The sequence below is a fragment of the Janthinobacterium lividum genome (assembly GCF_034424625.1).
Taxonomy (GTDB): Bacteria; Pseudomonadota; Gammaproteobacteria; order Burkholderiales; family Burkholderiaceae_D; genus Janthinobacterium; species Janthinobacterium lividum.
Genome location: NZ_CP139976.1, coordinates 3,180,244 through 3,197,786, shown reverse-complemented (window position 1 = coordinate 3,197,786; position 17,543 = coordinate 3,180,244). Strand labels below are relative to the sequence as shown.

Here is a 17,543-nt window from a genome sequence, read left to right as displayed (position 1 = left end):
TTCCCTACCAATCCACTTTCATCGACAGCTTGACGGCGCGCGGCGCGCCGGACGCCAGGCGCGTGCCGGCGCCGGCCCAGTAGCGCTTGTCGGCCGCATTTTCCACGTTGAGCTGCCACACGACGGCCTTGTCCATCACGCGGCTCGCATAGCGGGCGCCCGCGCTGAACAGGCTCACGCCGCCGAGGAACGCCTGGTTCAGGTCGTTGACGGGACGGGCGCTGTAGTAATACGCGCCGCCGTTGACGGACAGGCCCGGCACGGCGTCAAACGCGTAAGCCAAAAAGGCGCTGGCCGTGCGTTTCGATGCGTTTTCCGGTGCCTTGCCGTTGTAGTCGGCGTTGATGCGCGCAAAGCTTGGGTCGAGGAACTGGGCTGACGTCTGCCACGACAGCTGGCGCGTCAGCTTGCCCTGGGTCGACAGCTCCAGGCCACGGTAGTGCTGTTCGCCATCGGACGTGAACACATTGCTGGCGTTGGTATAGTAGCCGGGGCGCGTGATGTCGAACAACGCGGCGGAAAGCAAGGTGCCGCTTGGGGTCAGCCAGCGCGCGCCCAGCTCTTTCTGTTTGCTGACTCCGGGCGCCATCTTGACGCCCTGGTTGGCGGTGCCCGTGGGCCCCGTCTCCCCCTCCTCCAGCCCGCGCGCCGTGGACACGTAAAACGACAGCTCGGGCGTGGCCTTGTAAATCACTGACGCCATCGGCGTCGTCTTGCTGACGTCGTAGTGGCTGACGCCCTGGTCGCTTTGATAGCTGCTGCGGCGCACGCCGATGACGCTTTGCCATTGCGGGCTGAAGACCATGCGGTCAAGCGCGTACAAGCCCGTGTCGCGCGTGTCGAGCGCGGCCGTCGTGGGCGAGGTGGGCTTGGGACCGAACACGACATTCGTCACGGGCACGGGGTTGTACAGGTTTTGCGAGGCAATCGTATAGTTGCTCTGGTAAATCGGATCTTGCGACTTGTCCGTGCGCGAGGCGCCCAGGGTCAGTTCATGGGCGATAAAACCCGTATTGAAATTGCCAGCCAGTTCCGCGCGCAGCAGGTCCGACGCCGTCACGCTGTGCTGGATATTGCCCGTGATGCGGCCCGCGCCCGTGGCCAGCGCGGACGCGTTGTTCAGGCGGAAGATGGCCAGGCGGCGGTCGCGCGCCGTTTCCGCGTGGCCCGCTTCCACCGTCAAGGCCCAGCCATCCGTGATGGCGTAATCGGCGCGCAATTGCGCGTTTTTCGTCTGCGCCTCGAAATTTGACCAGTCGGGGCCGATCAGCTGGCGCGGATCGACGGCGCGCGGCAAACTGATCACGCCTTTCACGGCCGTGGGCAAGGCCACGCCCGCCTGCTCGGTCACCCTGCGGCGCTCGTATTCCAGATCCGCCTTCAGCAGCAGTTTGTTCGTTACTCTCCAGTCGAGCGCCGTGGAAAGGAAACGGCGGTTGCCGTTGCCGACATGGTCCAGCCAGGAACCCAGGGTGCCGCCGGCCGCATTCACGCGCACGCCGAATTCCTGCTGCGCGCCAAAACGGCGGCCAATGTCGATATTCGCCACGGCACTGCCACGGTCATCGAGGCTCAAGCCCATGCTCGTGACGGGCTTGCTGCCGGCCCGCTTGGTGACGAAGTTGACGACGCCGGCCGGCGAGGTAAACCCGTAATACAGGGCCGAGGCGCCCTTCAGCACTTCCACCCGCTCCTTGTTCTCCATGGGCACTTGCGAAAAGTTCATGATGGGCATGGAACCGTTCAGGCGGTAATTCGTGCGGTTTTCCACGGCGATGCCGCGTATCACCAATTGATCCCAGGTCTCGCCGCCGTTTTGCTGGCGCGTCACGCCCGCCGTATTGCGCACGGCGTCGTACAGGCCGGACACGGCTTGCTGCTCCAGCAATTCGCGCGTGATCACGTTGACGGTCGACGGCACGTCCATGATGCTGGCGCCACGAAAGCTGCCCGCCTCCGTAGTGAGCGGCACCAGGCCCTGCGCGCGGGTGCCCGTCACCTGCACCGCTTGCATGACTTTCTCATCGCCAGCCGTCAGGTCGTCCTGGCCGCTGGCCCCATTGGCCGCCAACACGGCGTGGGAAGCGAAGGCCAGCGACAGGGCTGCGGCGACTGGAAGTAAACGGGTGCGGGGAAAAGCGACAGGCATGACATCGGGCTTTCAATGAGAAAATATGTACAAATGGAAACTTACGGTTAGTGGTCATGATACCGGTAATGGGAATCATTATCAATAAAAGGTGAGTTTGTGTGAGTTTTACAGAAGAAACAAGATCACCGGAGCACCTGTTATCACTTGAACACGTTTGGATTTTGCAGACGAGGCCGCAAAGAGGCATACTGACAGTCACGGCGCGCAGATTGCGCCGCCTAACAAGAATATTAAAGGTAAGTTCGTGAACACAATCGACAACAAAAGCGTGCAGACGAAAACATTTCGCTGGAAACGCTGGCAGCGCTGGGCCGTCGGCACAGGCTGCGCCCTGGCCGCCTACAGCGCGGCCGGCTTCTGGCTGGTGCCCTACGTCATCAAAAACCAGTTACCCAAATTTGCCGAGAAAGAACTCGCGCGCCAGGCCAGCATCGCTGACGTGCGCTTCAACCCGTTTACCTTGCGCCTGGAAGCGGACCAGATCGCTTTCAAGGAAGCGCCCGGCGCGGATGGCAAGAGCGGCGCACCGCTGCTGTCCATCGGTGCCCTGGCCGTGCAGCTGGAATGGAAATCTATCGTGCGCCGCGCCTGGAGCCTGGCGGAAATCCGCATCACGGCGCCGCAAGCGCAGCTGACGATCACGCCGGACGGCAAGTTCAACCTGGCCGAAGTGCTGGCCACCTGGCAACGCAAGCATCCGGAAAAAAGCGACGGCGGCATGCCGCGCCTCGTCATCGCCCACTTTGCGCTGGAACAAGGCAAAGTGGACTGGCAAGATCAGAAGGCCGGCTACGCAGACAACTTCACGCCGATCAATTTTACGCTCGATAATATCTCGACCCTGCCCGACGCCAACGGCAGCTACAGCCTCAGCGCCGACGCGGCGCGCGGCGGCAAGCTGCACTGGCGCGGCACGGCCTCGCTGAGTCCCATCCGTGGCGAAGGCGAACTGATACTGAACGACGCCTCCCTGCCCGGCCTGGCCGCGTATTTGAAGGCGTACACGCGCGCGCAAGTGAGCAGCGGCAAGCTGTCGGCGCGCCTGCCCTACGCCTTTTCGTATGCGGACGGCAAGCTGGAAGCCACCGTCAAAGGCGCGGGCCTGGCCTTGCGCGACCTGGCGCTGGTGCGCGACGGAAAAGGAGAGGCATTCACATCGCTGGATACCTTGGGCATTGCCGGCGTGAACGTGGACCTGGCGCGCCAGAACGTCACGGTGGATAAAATCAATCTGTACGGCGGCACGGTGGCCGTGCGCCGCGACAGCAAGGGCGAGATCGACGTGGCGAACCTGATGCTGCCGGGCAATCCTGCACCGGCGGCCTCCGCCGCGTCGTCCCCACCATCCAAGCCGGGCAAGTGGAAGGTGGACTTGCATCAGCTGGCGCTGGCCAATGTGGACGTGTCCGCCATCGATGAAACCGTCTCGCCGGCTTTGCAGCTGAACGCGAAACAATTGCAACTGCAGCTGCAACTGGGCTTGCAACAAGGTCCAGCGGGCATGGCCACCGTGATCGACGGCGCGAGCTTCAGCCTGGCCGACCTCGCCATGCAGCGGGGCGCGCAAACGCCGTTCAAGCTGGCCCAATTGGGCTTTACGGAAGGCAAGATCGACCTGGCGGCACATACCGTGCACCTGGGCGCCGTGACGGCCAGCGGCGCGCAGATCGACCTGGCGCGCAACCGCCAGGGAGAGTTTGCGATTGCGCAAAAGCTGCCCGTGTTTGCCTCCGGCAAAGCCGACTCTGCCAAGGAGGCACCATCCGCCCCCTGGTCCACCAGGGTGGACAAGGTGGAACTGAGCAAGTTCGGCGCCCGTTTCGACGATGCGGGCACTGGCATCAAGGGCAACCTGCAGGGTGCACGCCTGTCCCTGCAAAACGTCAGCAACGACATGCAACAGGCGCTGCCGTTCGAGCTGGGCGTGGGCCTGCGCGAAGGCGGCTTGCTCACGGCCAATGGCAAGTTCGTGCCGGGCACGGGCGCCGTCGATGCGCAATTGAATTTGAAACAGCTGACCCTGGCGCCCGTGCAACCGTTGCTGGCGCAGCATGTGAAACTGAAGCTGGCGGGCGGCTCGCTCTCCGGCAGCGGCCGCCTGACGACGGGCGGCGGCGTGCCGAAAGCGCCGAAAGCGCCGAAAGTACGCTATGTGGGCGGCGTGGATATCGCCGGCCTCGTGCTCAATGAAACGGATGGCAAGCGCTTTGCCTCGTGGAAGAGCGTGCGCGCCGACAAGCTGACAGCCAGCGTGGGGCCCGATTTTGTCGACATCCCCGAACTGCGCGTGGTGGAACCGAACGCCCAGCTGATCATCGAAAACGACCGCAGCCTGAACGCGCAGCGCCTGCTGGTGAAAGCGCCGGAACCGGCCGCGCCAGCGCCAGCGCCGTCGGCCACCGCCACGCCGGCAGCGGACGCCGCCTTCCCCGTGCGCGTGCGCCGCGTGCGCCTGCAAAACGCCAAGCTGGACTTTGCCGACCTCAGCTTGCGGCCCCAGTTCGCCGCCAAGATCTATGAACTCAATGGCGTCGTCACGGGCCTGTCGACGAAGCGCGATGCGCGCAGCCAGATTGAACTTGACGGCCGCATCGACGAATTCGGCCTGGCCCGCGTGCGTGGCCAACTCAATCCGTTTGCGCCCACCGACAATACGGACTTGAACGTGGTCTTCAAGAATGTCGATATGGTGTCCGCCTCGCCGTACACGATGAAATTCGCCGGCTACAAGGTGGCTGAAGGCAAGATTTCGCTGGACTTGCAATACAAGGTGCGCAACCGCCAGCTCGACGGCACCAACCAGATCGTGCTCGACAAGCTGACCCTGGGCGAGCGCATCGACAGTCCGGACGCATTGAAACTGCCGTTGGAACTGGCGCTGGCCATCCTCAAGGATTCGGACGGACGCATCGACCTCGGTTTGCCCGTGTCGGGCGACATGAACGACCCGCAATTCAGCTATGGCGCCCTGATCTGGAAAGCCGTGGGCAATGTGCTGACGAAAATCGTCACGGCGCCGTTCCGCGCGCTGGGCAATTTGCTGGGCATCAGCGCCGACAAGCTCGAATCCATCGACTTCGATGCGGGCAGCGCCGTGCTGCTGCCGCCGGAACGGGAAAAACTCAAGCAGGTGGCGCAAATCCTGGCCAAGCGCGAACAGCTGAAGCTGGCCGTGCCGGGTCAGTACAGCGACACGGACGCGGCCGCCCTGCGCGCCCAGGCCGTGCGCCGCGCCGTCGCCGCCAAGGCCGGCATCAAGCTGGAAGCGGGCGAGGAACCGGGACCGCTGAACCTGGGCGAGCGCAAGATACGCGGCGCCCTGCGCGACCTGTACGGCGAACGCTTCGGCAAGGCCGAGCTGGACAAGCAGAAAAAGGCGGCGGAATCGGCCGTACCAGCCACAGCGGCCGCAGCGGCGGCATCCGCCAGCGCCTCCGCCCCGGCGGCGGCCAAGATCCCCGTCCTGCAACGCCTGGGCAAACTGATCGAGGGAGAGCCGCAAGTGGCCGACACGGGCGCTTTCTACAACGGCTTGCGCGAGCAGCTGGAAGCGAGGCAGCACCTGCCTGCCGACGCCTTGAGCAAGCTGGGCGCCCAGCGCAGCGCAGCCATCCTGGCAGCCCTGCAGCAGGACGGCACGCCGGCGGCCAGGGTCAGCGCGGGCGCACCGGAAAAAACGGAGGCTGCGCCGGGCAAGCTGGTGGGGTTGAAGCTGGGATTGGCAGCGAAATAAAAAAGGGCGTTGTCTGCAATAAGCTTGCGGACAACGCCCTTTTATCAGGAAGCGAATTTATTTCTTGGGCTGATATTGTTGGCGGTCAAATCCGCTGACATCAAATTCAAATACGGGTGCGCCTTCCTGAAAAATATCCACGGCAATCCGCACTCTTTTCGCTTTTTGCAGTTTTCCCAGGAATTTCTCATAATTGCGCAAGAAAATCGTATCTGAACTATTGTCCGCAGGAGCCACTGCGGAATAATTCACGGGCTTTTCGTCATCAAATCTCACCAGTACCGTGCAATCTTGATAGGAGGGGCACAATATCTGCCCCTTTCTAATGGAAAAAATCACATCTTTACCTTGACGGTATCCTGCCCGCAAAGTCAATTTGGCGTTTTGTAATCCGCTGTAGGGGAAGTCAAAATTAACGCTATTGGTGCTATACACGTTAGCGAAATAGGTCGTGCCGCCATCCATCTTGTCTTCACTCACATCATAATTCCACTGTTTTCCCGTCACAACTGTTTCGGCCACGGCAGCGGCGCTTGCCACTGGCGCAGAGGCTGCGGCACCGGCTACGGGAACTGGAGCGTTTTTCGCCTTTTCAAGCGCCAGCTCGGCTTCCAGCGCGGCGATCTTTTTATTTGCCGCATCCAGTTCGGCATTGGGTGTTTTAGGAGAACAAGCACCAAGGGAAAGTAATGCGGCAGTTATTACTGAGAGGGTCGTCGTTTTCATTAAGTCAGTCACAGATATGCGATATGGGTCCGCTCCTGAGTCTAACAAACGGCATTCCCACAAGCAACATGCAAATTTGAAAACTCGCCAGCCCGACAATGAATGACGCTGCGGCGCCGCCAGCAGTGGCGGCGCCGAAGCGAGCGTAATTATTTCGTTTTCCCCGCCTCCTTCACCGCCTCGTCCGGCAAGGCAAACGCCACCAGGCTATCGCCCATCTTCGTGCCCAATGATCCATGGCCGCCGGCCATGACAACGACATATTGCTTGCCCGTCTTGTCGGAGACATAGCTCATCGGCGTGGCCTGGCCACCGGCCGGCAGGCGGGCTTTCCACACGGTCTTGCCGTTGCGCACGTCGTAGCCGCGGATGTAGTAGTCGAGCGTGCTGCTGAGGAAAGCCACGCCGCCGCCCGTGGTGCTGATGCCGCCCAGGCTGGGCACGCCCAGCGGCAAGGCGATGGGGACTGGGGCGCTGTCGCGCGTGGTGCCATTCTTGTGCATCCACACTTTTTTCATGGTGCGCAAGTCAACCGCGGCGATATAGCCCCACGGCGGCGCCTGGCACGGGAAGCCGAGCGGCGACAAAAAGGGCTTGATTTCCACGGCGAATGGCACGCCTGTCTGCGGCTGCAAGCCCATTTCCGAACCCGTGCCGCCCTTCGCATTGGCTTGCGCGCGCGGCACCAGGCGTTCCAGGAAGCCCATGTAGTCGGGGTTCACCAGCAGCAATTGACGCACCGGATCGACAGCCGCCCCGCCCCACTCGAAGATGCCGAGCGGGCCCGGCGAGATGATGGCACCCTTGATCTTGCCTTCGGCCACCGTCTGCGGCGTGAACGGGCCTTCGTAGCGGTGCTGGCGGAAGATGATGCGGCACGCCAGCTGGTCGAACGGCGTCGTGCCCCACATATCCGTTTCGCTGATGTTTTTCTCGGGCAAGAAAGTGAGGGCCGAGAATGGCTGCGTGGGCGACAAGCGGTCGCCGGGAGCCGGGTTATTCGTCGGCACGGGTTTTTCCGGCGCCGGCACGACCAGGCTGCCATCGCGCCGGTCGATCACATAGATATCGCCCCGCTTGGTTGTGGCCACCACGGACGGTACTTTCCCTTTCGGCGTGTCGATATCGACCAGGGTGGGCTGGCCGCCGATGTCCATGTCCCAGATATCGTGGTGCACGGTCTGGTAAACCCAGCGTACCTTGCCCGTTGCCAGGTCCAGCGCGACGATGGCGCTATTGTATTTCTCGCCATGGGGGTTGCGGTTGCCGCCCCACGTGTCGGGCGTTTCATTGCCCATCGGAATATAGACCATGCCCAGCTTTTCATCCACGCTGGAGACGCCCCAGGAATTGGGCGAGTTGTTCGTGTAGGTCTTGCCATCGGCAATCGGCGCCGTGTCGTCCGGGTTCGAGGCATCCCAGTTCCACATCAGCTTGCCGGTGACGGGATCGTAGCCACGGATCACGCCCGACGGCTCTTCCGTGGAAAAATTATCGGTGACGCTGGCGGCCATCACCACCACGTTTTGCGCCACGGCCGGCGGCGACGTGGGCATCAAAAAGCCCCGCTTCTTCATGCCCATGCCATGGTACAGGCCGATCACGCCGTTTTCGCCAAAGCTTTTGCACGCTTCGCCCGTATCGGCATTCACGGCGATCAGGGTCGCATCCATGGTGGGCGCCAGGATGCGGCGCGGGCATTCCATGGCGGCAGCCTCGGGCGCAGGGTCGCCCTTGGCGCGGCCCGCGTTGACGTCCCAATAGGCCACGCCACGGCAGATCATGTGCTGGTAGCTCGATGCGTCGCGGTTGATCTTCGGATCGTGGCGCCAGATCTCCTTGCCCGTGTCCGGGTCCAGCGCGATGACGATGTTATGCGGCGTGCACAGGTACAGCATGCCGTTCACCTTCAGGGGCGTGACTTCGTTGGCGATCTCGCCCGGATCGTTGGGCCCCTTGAAGTCGCCCGTGTTGTACACCCACGCCTGTTTCAGCTGCGCAGCGTTGGCCGGCGTGATCTGCGCGGCCGGCGCGTAGCGGTCGCCATAGCCGGAGCGGCCATACGCGGCCCAGTCGTTGGGTGCCACGCCGGGCGCGAAATCGCCTTGCGGCGTGGCCGCCATGTTCTCGGCCGGCACTTCGCCATGCAAGGTGTAGTAATCCTGGAACAGCGAGAACACGCCCACGGCGGCCGTCAGCACCACGGCGGCGGCCAGCGCGCTCTTGCCCGCGTCGCGCGGTTTCGCCCCGGCCGTCAACGGCGGATCGAGGCGGCGGTCGATGAACGGCAGCAGCAGCCAGACGGCGGCGGCAAACCAGATATCGAGGCGCGGCAGCAATTGCCACCAGTCGAACTTCACTTCGATCACGGACCAGATCAGGGTGGCGAACAGCAGCAGCGCGAGAAACAGCTGGGCGCTGCGCCGCCCCTTCCACACGAGCGCGCCCGCGATGAGCATGCCAATACCGGCCACGACGTAATACCAGGAACCGCCGAGGCTGACGAGCCAGGCGCCGCCGCCGGCAAGCGCCAGGCCCAGCAAGATGAAGATGACTGCGGTGATGACAAGCAAGGGTCCAGGCCGGGCAGAGGCAGTCATGATGCTCCTTTACAAGAGTCAGTCGGCGGCACGCGCCTGCGCACCGTATTTGATGGCGATCAAGGAAATTGCATTTTTTCACTAATTGGCAAAGCGTGCCACACGCCACAGCGTCCGATGCATGCCGTGTGGCTTTTTATACACGAGCTGAGCGTACAGCCCGCCACAACCATATGATTTTTGATGAAAAAAATGAATAAACTAAATAAACAACAAATTTCTCGAATAAAACGATTTTTTATCGTAAAATGAAAACATCCAAGCCAAGCATTTCAGGTCAGTCATCACGCAGGATCACTTGTATAGACCGCACTGGAGCACTGCCATGAACGCATTCCTTGCCATTCACCCCTTCCTTCGCTGCGAAGACCTGTCGCTGATGCGTCCGGCGCTGGCGCTGGCAGGCCTGCTGTTGCTGCTGGCCGCCCTGCTCTGGCGCCGCACCCGCTGGCGCCAGGCTGGCCGCGCGCCGGGCGCTGGCGGCATGCCGTCCGATCTGCATGCGCTGCTGCAAACGCGCAAGGTCGCGCCGCCGGCCAAAGTGGCTGACAGCGCACCGCCGCCGCAAGCGCCCAAGGCGCCGGACACGCCGCCATTCGAGGCAGCCCGCCTGGACGCCATGTTCGGCCACGACCGGCGCCTGCAGGGCGAGATTCTGGCACTGTTCGTGGCCGAGTCGCGCGACCGCCTGGCCGGCATCGCCCATGCGCTGCGCTGCGAGCGGACGGCCCCGGCAAGAGTGCTGGCGCAGGAAATTCTCGACGGCAGCCACGCCATGGGCTTGCTCCCATTGCAGGCGCTGGCGCGCCAGGCCGTGCATGCGGGCTTTTCCAACGATATCGGCGCGCTGCGCCGCCTGCACGCGGAACTGCTGGTGGCGCTCGATGCGCTGTCGCAAGCCGTCACGGCCCTGCAAACGGCTGGCGCGGCGCAGGCCGATGACTGCGGCGGCGTAGCAAGCCGGCCATGAGCGTGCAGCAGGCCGCGGTCCCCGGCATGCAAGGTTTTTAGTGAATTCATCTAATTCGTTAAAATTGATTTCTTCAGCGCGATTGCGTATCATTCCCTTTAACTTCATCCGCGACCATAGAGCCCATCATGCACACTGCAGACGTTTGCACTACCCAAAAGGCCGCCGAAATCCTCGGCATCTCGGTCACATCGGTGCAGCAACTGGTCGAGGCCGGCGTTATCGAGGCCTGGAAGACCAAGGGTGGCCACCGGCGCATTCCCCTCGCGGCGGTCGAGGCTTACAAGGGCAATCCCGGCCAGCCGGGCCAGGACCAGCGCGCGGCACGGGCCAGCCGCCCCGCCCCATCGGGCCGCCCGCCCTCGATTTTGGTGATCGAAGACAATCCCATCGAACGCGCGCTGTATGAAAAGCAAATCGGCGCATGGGGTTTGCAGGCAAGCTTGCGCTTTTGCGAGAACGGCTACCAGGCGCTGATGGAAATTGCCCGCGACCAGCCCGACATCCTGCTGGCCGACATCATCATGGAAGGCATCGACGGCTACGAGGTGATCCGCACCATCCTGGCCGACCCGCTGCTGGCGGACATGCACATCGCCATGCTGTCGAGCCTGACGTCGGAAGAACTGGAGGAACGGGGCGGCGTACCGCCCGGCGTGGTGTTCTTTGCCAAGCCCGTCAATTACGACGAACTGCGCGGCTATCTGCGCGCCTGCTGCGCCGGCCATGCGCGGCGCAACAGCCTGGCCGCTTAGCCCGCCACCGCCTCCCCTCTCGTCCCGGAGCCGCCATGCCAGCCTATCGCCACATCGATCCTGCCGTGCTGTTCCAGGCCACCGGCCGCGACCTGGAGATGTTCCGCGCCCTGTCGCAGACCTACCTCGATACGTCGCCAGCCATGTTTGCGCGCGTGGAGCAGGCCGTGCGCGGCGGCGCGGCGCAAGCCATCGTGCATAGCTGCCATACCTTGCGCGGCACCGTGGTCCTGCTGGGCGCCAGTACCCTGGTGGCGCGGCTGGCGGAACTGGAGCACCTGGTGCGCCACCGGGGCGTGGCGGCGCCGGGCTGGCTCGCTGAAACGGCAGCGCTGGTCGGCGCAGTGGAGCAGGAGGTACGCCGCAGCATGCTTGAATACACGGGCGCGCAGGCATGAACGCGCGCCAGGCCCTGCTGTGTCTGGCGCACCGCTACCGGCCGCGCACCACGGCGGCCGTCGCGGGCCTGGCGCTGGTGGGCCTGCTGGCGCTGAGCATCGTCGTCTCCGGCGTGCTGCTGCACCGCGAAGCCGTCGATGACTGGAAACAGGACCTGTCCAAGCTGTCGCTGCTGCTGGCGGAAAACACGGCGCAGAGCATGACGGCGGCCAGCCTGGTGCTCGACAGCGTCAGCAACGAAATCGAAGCCGCCGCCCCCGTGGACGCGCAAGCGCTGGCAGCAACCGCCGGCACGCCGGCCATGCACCAGATGCTGTTGCACAAGATCGGCGGCGTGCCGCAAGTGGATGTGGTGTCCATCGTCGGCAGCGATGCCAGCGTGCTGGCCTTCAGCCGCGCCTTTCCCGCGCCCCCCATCCGCCTCGACGAGCGCGACTACTTCGAGTATCACCGGCGCCATCCGGACGGCGGCATGCATGTCAGCGCGCCCGTGCAAAACAAGGGCAATGGCGCCTGGACCTTTTATATCAGCCGGCGCATCAGCGGGCCGGACGGCCGCTTCCTGGGCGTGGTGCTGGTCGGCCTGTCGTGCGACTTCTTCAGCAAATTCTTCCACAGCACCAGCATCGGCGAACACACGGCCTTTTCCCTGTACCGCAGCGACTACACGCTGCTGGCCCGCTGGCCGGCCGTGCCCGCCATGATGGGCAAGCGCAACCTGACGGGCAGCACCTATCGCCTGCTGGAACAGGGCAAGACCGATGGCGTGCTGCAAGTGGACTCGCCGCGCGCGGCTGACCAGGGACGCGCGGTCAACCGCCTGGCCGGCATACGGCTGGTACGCGACTATCCGCTGGCCATCAACGTGACGGTGACGGACGAGGTCTACCTGGCGGGCTGGCGGCGCATGCTGCGCACCATGGGCGGCGCGGCCGTGGTCAGCCTGCTCGTGCTGGCCGCTGCCATCGCCCTGATCATGTCCCTGCTGCGACGCCAGGAGCGCGACGCGGCCATGGCGCCCGCGACAGCGCCGCCATCCGCATCCGAATCTGCACCGGCACCGGCGCCGGCGCCGGGCGCGCGCATCCTGCTGGTCGAGGATACGGCGCTGAATCGCCAACTCGTATGCCTGCAACTGGGCACCTGCGGCTACAGCATCGACACGGCGGAGAACGGCGCGCTGGGCCTGCAGGCGCTGGCCGAACAGCAGTACGACCTGGTCCTGATGGATGGCATGATGCCCGTCATGGACGGCTACCAGGCGTGCCAGGCCCTGCGCGCCCGCGAAGCGGCCAGCGGCGCACCACGCCTGCCCGTCATCGCCCTCACGGCCGGCGTCACCGCAGACGACCGGCAGCGCTGCGTGGCGGCCGGCATGGACGATTATCTGGCCAAGCCCTTCACGGCCGCCCAGCTGCGCGCGATGGTCGAGCGCTGGCTGACGCGCTAGCCGGCGGCGGCAGCCTGGCGGCAAATTGGCCACACTATCACCTGCGTAGTCATGCGTAAAAGTTGTTCTCCGTGCATATCAGGTATAGCATCGCCACATGAGCTATCACACAGATGCGGCGGCGTTGCGCAGGCGACTGATCGAATGGCTGTTCTTGCTCCTCGGGCTGCTGATCGTCGCTGCCGCCCTCGCCTACGCGCACCTGGCCGAGGCGGCGCGGCACGATGCGGCCGAGCGTGAACGGCTGAGCGTGCTGACGGCCCTGCTGGCGAAAAATATCGAAGTCGACCTGGCGGCGACGAATCAGGTGCTCGACGGCGTGATCCGTGATTATCTTGCCGCCGGCGCCGCACCCGACGCCGGGCAAGCCCTGCCACGGCGCCTGGCCGCGCTGGTCGACGCCATGCCGGGCGTGCGCACCATGCTGGTCATCGATGCCAGCGGCAAGCCGGTCGCCACCAACATGCCGGAACTGGCCGGCCAGGATTTTTCGCGCCGCGGCTACTTCCAGACGGCGCGCGACGCGCCCGATGCGCGCATGCTGTATATCTCGGCCCCTTTCCTGTCCTTCAGGCGGGACCTGGTCATCACGGCGTCGCGTATGGTGCAGGACCGGCAAGGCCGCTTTGCCGGCGTCGTGGTGGCCACCTTCGACCGCGAATACTTCACGGCCAAGTTCCGCACCGCCATGTATGCGGCCGATGTCTGGGCCGTGGTGGTGCATGGCGACGGCCGGCAATTCCTGAACTATCCGGCCAAAAGCGCCAATGGCGGCAATGTGGACCTGCCCGGCAGCTTCCTGCGGCGCTTCCGCGACAGCGGCTACCAGGCGGGCGTGCTGAGCGGCGTCGAGATTGCCGGGACCGGTGCCTCCGCCGCCCCCCGCGTCATGGCCATGGCGACCATCGCCCCGCCTGAGCTGCACATGGACCGCGCCCTGATCATCGGCCTGAGCCGCGAAGAAGCGGCCATCGCCGCCCCGCTGCGGCGGCAGGCGCTGGGCTACACCCTCTGCTTTGCCATGCTGGCCCTGGCCGCGGCCAGCCTACTGTTCTGGAGCCAGCGGCGGCGGCGGCAGCAAGCCACCTGGCAGGTGGAGCAGGAAAGGGAGCGCCAGGCCATGCAAGCCGTGTCCGACAGCGAAATGCGCTTTCGCACCTTGATCGAAGATGCGCCCGTGGCGATCGCCATCCTGCGCCATGGGCGCTTCGTGTATTCCAATCCCCGCTACCGCCACCTGCACGGCTACGCCCTCGAGGATGACCTGAGCGGCCTGCCCTGGCGCGCCATGCTCACGCCCGCCTCGCAAGTGGCGCTGACAAGCAACGAAGCGCTGATCGAGGCCGATTCGGCCAGCGAACAGATGTTTGAAGCCGTCGGCGTGGACAAGCAGGGCCGGCCCGTGCCCATCCTCAAGACCAGCACGCGCGTGATGCTCAAGGATGGGCCGGCCACCCTGATCTTTGCCCAGGATATTTCCGCGCAAAAGCAGGCCGAGGCGGCCATGCTGCTGGCGCGCGATGGCGCCGAGGCGGCCAACCGCAGCAAGGCGGAATTCCTCGCCAACATGAGCCATGAAATCCGCTCGCCGCTCAACGCCATCCTCGGCATGGCATGGCTGCTGGAAAGGGGCAGCCAGGATGAAGAAGGACTGCTGATGACGCGCAAGATCCGCGCCGCCGGCCAGTCGCTGCTGGGCATCATCAACGACGTGCTGGACGTCTCGAAAATCGAGGCGGGCCACATGACCATCGAGCAGGCGCCGTTCCGCCTGGCCGAAGTGATCGAGAAGATTGCCGCCAGCATGGGCGTGGCCGCGCATGACAAGCCGGTTGAGGTGCGGATCGGGCCGCTGCCCGATGGCATCGACCACGTGCTGGGCGACGCGCTGCGGCTGGAACAGGTGCTGGTCAACCTGACCAGCAATGCCATCAAGTTCACCGCGCAAGGCACGGTCGAGCTGACGAGTGCGCTGGAGAGCCGGGACGGCGACGCCGCCGTGCTGCGCTTTTGCGTGCGCGACACGGGCATCGGCATCGCCCCCGAAGTGCAGGAAGCGATCTTTTCCGCCTTCGCCCAGGCCGACACTTCCACCACGCGCCGCTTCGGCGGCACGGGCCTGGGCCTGACCATCTGCCGCCAGCTGGTGCGCCTGATGGGCGGCGCCCTGCACCTGAAAAGCGCATTGGGCCAGGGCAGCGCATTCAGTTTCACGGTGCCGCTGCAACTGCTGCCCGCCGGCGCCCTGTCAACGCCCGACATGCAGGGCATGCAGGACCTGCGCGTCTTGCTGGCGGATGGCAACGCTGGCACGCGCGAAGCGGTGGGCGCCGTGGCGCGCGGCCTGGGCTGGCACGTGCATGCCGTGTCCGGCGGCCAGGCGGCACTCGATTATGCGCTGGCCTGCGCCGGGGATGCGCGGCCCGGCGTAGTGCTGCTGGCCGCGCGCATGCAGGGGTTCGATGGCGAAGCCACGGCGCGCGCGCTGCGCGAATACTTGCCGCCGCAGGACTGCCCCGTCGTCATCCTGGCAGCCAGCGGCGCGCCGGCGACAGCACCAACGCGACGGTGCACCGACCCGGCGAATGCCGCCGATGCCATCCTCAACGAACCGGTGACCGCTTCCAGCCTGTACAACGCGACGATGGAGGCGCGCCAGCAGCGCGCCAGGGCCGCCGGCCTGGACGCCAGTCTCGTTCCGCTGGAAGAGCGCCAGCTGGCCGGCGTGCGCGTGCTGGTGGTCGACGACAGCGAGATCAACCGCGACGTGGTCAAGCATATCCTGTGCGACCAGGGAGCCGTGCCCTCTTTCGCCTGCGATGGCCGGCAGGCGCTGGACTGGCTGCTGGCGCACCCCGCCGACGTCGACATCGTGCTGATGGATGTGCAGATGCCCGTCATGGATGGCTTGCAGGCGACGCGCGCGCTGCGCCAGCTGCCGCAATTCCAGGACCTGCCCGTAGTGGCACTGACGGCTGGGGCGTTCCAGACACAGCGCGCGGCGGCGCTGGAAGCGGGCGTGAACCATTTCATCAGCAAACCGTTCGACGTGCCGCAGACCATAGCCCTGATCGCGCGCGCGCACCGGCGCCATGCGCAAGGGCTGCCGTCCCTGCCGCCGTCCATGGCCGAAATGGCGATGCCCGTGCCGCCAAACGGCGCGGCGCCCGCGATCGACCTGGCGCAGGGGATGGCGCAGTGGCTCGATGCAGCGCCCTACCGCCAGCACCTGTCGCGCTTTGGCAGCACTTATCGCAACACGGTGGACGCCATGCGCGCCTTGCTGGCGGCCAATGCCCGCAGCGACGCCGCCGCGCTGGCGCACAAGCTGGCGGGCGTGGCCGGCAGCCTGGCCCTGCCTGCCACCCTGCATGCGGCCCGGCATGCGGAACAGCTGCTGCACGCCGGCGACGATGCGGCCGCCGCCCTCGATGCACTGGAACAGGCGCTGGCGCAGGCCATCGAGGCCGCCGCCGCCTTCGCGGCACAGACGCCGTCCGGCCAGACGCCCGCGCCAATGACAGACTTGCCGGCCTAGCCTTCGCGGCCATCCACCCTGGCGCGCCACAGGTACGGCGCATACACGCACGCATACAGGCCAAAGGCCAGCGACCAGCACGCGCCGGCTGCCAGCAGCAGCGGCATGGAGAGCGAAACGGGGCCGACGGCGGCCAGCAGGCGCGCCAGCGCGCCCAGCTGGATCAGCCAGTACATCGCCGCTTCCGCCCTGCCGCCTTTCAACGGGCGGCCCGTGTGTCCCAGGGTGGTGCGCGTCATCATGCCGATGATCAGGCCCGCCATCGACCCCACCGTCAGCGCGTGAAACGCGGCGCTGGCCGGCAGCAGGTGCAGGCTGGCGGCCGCCAGCAGCGCGAAGCCGATGCCTATCCACGCATACGACAGGTGCAGGATCCACAGCAGCGGCACGCGCAAGGTGCGCTGCGGCTGCCATGCCAGCAGGTTGGCCAGCGACATGCCGGCAGCACAGAAGGCCAGCGCCGCCGTCAGCCAGGCGGGCGCACCAGCCAGCCACGCGATCGCAGCCGCCGCCATGCAGGCCACGGCCACCAGCGCCCGTTTCGGACTGGCCACGGGCGTACTGCCTGGCGCGCCATTACGGGTAAACATGGGGATCACGCGGGCGCCGATCACCGATTCGATCAGCACGATGATGAAGATGGCCGCCTGCACGGGCACAAACAGCGACAGCGGCAGCCAGCCCAGCACGGCCGCGTGGAACAGGCCATTGGCCAGCGCCAGCAAGGCCAGCAAGCCGACGAGGAACAGGTTGCGCGTATTGCCCGAGCGGCGCAGCACCCGATACAGGGGCCAGGCGGCCAGCGGCAGGAACAGCCAGTCGACCAGCGCTGGCACGAGGCCGGGGCCGCACAGCATGGCCACGCGCCCCGCCAGCCACAACGCCGCCAGCGCCATCAGCTGGGCGCCGTGCGGCGTGGGCAAGCCCGTCCAGTTGCGCCCCGCCGTGTACAAAAATCCCACGACGACGGCCAGCGCGAAGCCGAACACCATTTCATGCATATGCCAGCCCAGCCCTACGTGCAGGCCGCCCGCAAGCACGCCGAAATAGCTGGCCAGCCACAGGGGAATGCTGATGGCCGCAAACACGGCCGCCAACAAGTAGAACGGGCGGAAACCCAGTTGCCAGACGGCGTGGCCGGCATGCCAGGGCGCCGCGCCGGGGCGGGCGGCAGAAGGAGATGGTTCGCTGATCGGGGTGATGGCCATGATGGGCTCGCT

10 protein-coding genes are annotated in these 17,543 nt (G+C 65.3%); 6 read left to right on the top strand and 4 right to left on the bottom strand.

Translation table 11 applies throughout. The features are described from left to right. Window positions 1–4: 4 nt before the first annotated feature. A complete protein-coding gene (locus U0004_RS14430; RefSeq protein WP_070256316.1) occupies window positions 5–2,149 on the bottom strand; it encodes a TonB-dependent siderophore receptor in 2,145 nt (714 codons plus the stop codon). Window positions 2,150–2,396: 247 nt separating this feature from the next. On the opposite strand from U0004_RS14430, the gene U0004_RS14425 reads away from it, so the two are divergent. Further along, window positions 2,397–5,885 (top strand): DUF748 domain-containing protein, encoded by a 3,489-nt coding sequence (locus U0004_RS14425; protein WP_231958228.1) that lies wholly within the window; start codon window positions 2,397–2,399, stop codon window positions 5,883–5,885. Between the two features lie 57 nt (window positions 5,886–5,942). On the opposite strand, the gene U0004_RS14420 is transcribed toward U0004_RS14425, so the two are convergent. Further along, a complete protein-coding gene (locus U0004_RS14420) occupies window positions 5,943–6,611 on the bottom strand; it encodes a hypothetical protein (RefSeq protein ID WP_070256319.1) in 669 nt (222 codons plus the stop codon). Window positions 6,612–6,760: 149 nt separating this feature from the next. Beyond that, entirely contained in the window at window positions 6,761–9,211 is a 2,451-nt protein-coding gene (locus tag U0004_RS14415) for a membrane-bound PQQ-dependent dehydrogenase, glucose/quinate/shikimate family (protein ID WP_070256322.1), read from the bottom strand. 325 nt (window positions 9,212–9,536) lie between these two features. Between U0004_RS14415 and U0004_RS14410 the strand changes: the two genes are divergently transcribed. The 5 genes from U0004_RS14410 to U0004_RS14390 all read left to right on the top strand — a co-directional run bounded on the left by U0004_RS14410 (window position 9,537) and on the right by U0004_RS14390 (window position 16,323). Next, on the top strand, window positions 9,537–10,181 hold the full coding sequence (locus tag U0004_RS14410; protein ID WP_070256325.1) for a hypothetical protein: 645 nt from the start codon (window positions 9,537–9,539) through the stop codon (window positions 10,179–10,181). 128 nt (window positions 10,182–10,309) lie between these two features. Continuing rightward, window positions 10,310–10,936, top strand: a complete 627-nt coding sequence (locus U0004_RS14405; RefSeq protein ID WP_070256326.1) for a response regulator — start codon at window positions 10,310–10,312, stop codon at window positions 10,934–10,936. A gap of 35 nt (window positions 10,937–10,971) precedes the next feature. Continuing rightward, window positions 10,972–11,334: an Hpt domain-containing protein gene (locus U0004_RS14400; protein ID WP_052140072.1), complete on the top strand. Its 363-nt coding sequence runs from the start codon at window positions 10,972–10,974 to the stop codon at window positions 11,332–11,334. Next, on the top strand, window positions 11,331–12,785 hold the full coding sequence (locus U0004_RS14395; RefSeq protein WP_070256328.1) for a response regulator: 1,455 nt from the start codon (window positions 11,331–11,333) through the stop codon (window positions 12,783–12,785). Before U0004_RS14400 ends, U0004_RS14395 begins: the two co-directional genes overlap by 4 nt. A 97-nt stretch (window positions 12,786–12,882) precedes the next feature. Then, window positions 12,883–16,323 (top strand): response regulator, encoded by a 3,441-nt coding sequence (locus tag U0004_RS14390; RefSeq protein WP_081345608.1) that lies wholly within the window; start codon window positions 12,883–12,885, stop codon window positions 16,321–16,323. Here U0004_RS14390 and U0004_RS14385 read toward each other — a convergent pair. Further along, complete coding sequence (locus U0004_RS14385) at window positions 16,320–17,531, bottom strand: NnrS family protein (protein WP_081345609.1); 1,212 nt, start codon at window positions 17,529–17,531, stop codon at window positions 16,320–16,322. The two genes, U0004_RS14390 and U0004_RS14385, sit on opposite strands and share 4 nt — an antisense overlap. Window positions 17,532–17,543: the final 12 nt, after the last annotated feature.

Bases quoted from the DNA above. Each gene is read 5' to 3' on its own strand.
- U0004_RS14400 (WP_052140072.1), top strand. From the start codon at position 10,972: ATGCCAGCCTATCGCCACATCGATCCTGCCGTGCTGTTCCAGGCCACC.
- U0004_RS14385 (WP_081345609.1), bottom strand. From the start codon at position 17,531: ATGGCCATCACCCCGATCAGCGAACCATCTCCTTCTGCCGCCCGCCCC.
- U0004_RS14415 (WP_070256322.1), bottom strand. From the start codon at position 9,211: ATGACTGCCTCTGCCCGGCCTGGACCCTTGCTTGTCATCACCGCAGTC.
- U0004_RS14395 (WP_070256328.1), top strand. From the start codon at position 11,331: ATGAACGCGCGCCAGGCCCTGCTGTGTCTGGCGCACCGCTACCGGCCG.
- U0004_RS14430 (WP_070256316.1), bottom strand. From the start codon at position 2,149: ATGCCTGTCGCTTTTCCCCGCACCCGTTTACTTCCAGTCGCCGCAGCC.
- U0004_RS14390 (WP_081345608.1), top strand. From the start codon at position 12,883: ATGAGCTATCACACAGATGCGGCGGCGTTGCGCAGGCGACTGATCGAA.
- U0004_RS14405 (WP_070256326.1), top strand. From the start codon at position 10,310: ATGCACACTGCAGACGTTTGCACTACCCAAAAGGCCGCCGAAATCCTC.
- U0004_RS14410 (WP_070256325.1), top strand. From the start codon at position 9,537: ATGAACGCATTCCTTGCCATTCACCCCTTCCTTCGCTGCGAAGACCTG.
- U0004_RS14420 (WP_070256319.1), bottom strand. From the start codon at position 6,611: ATGAAAACGACGACCCTCTCAGTAATAACTGCCGCATTACTTTCCCTT.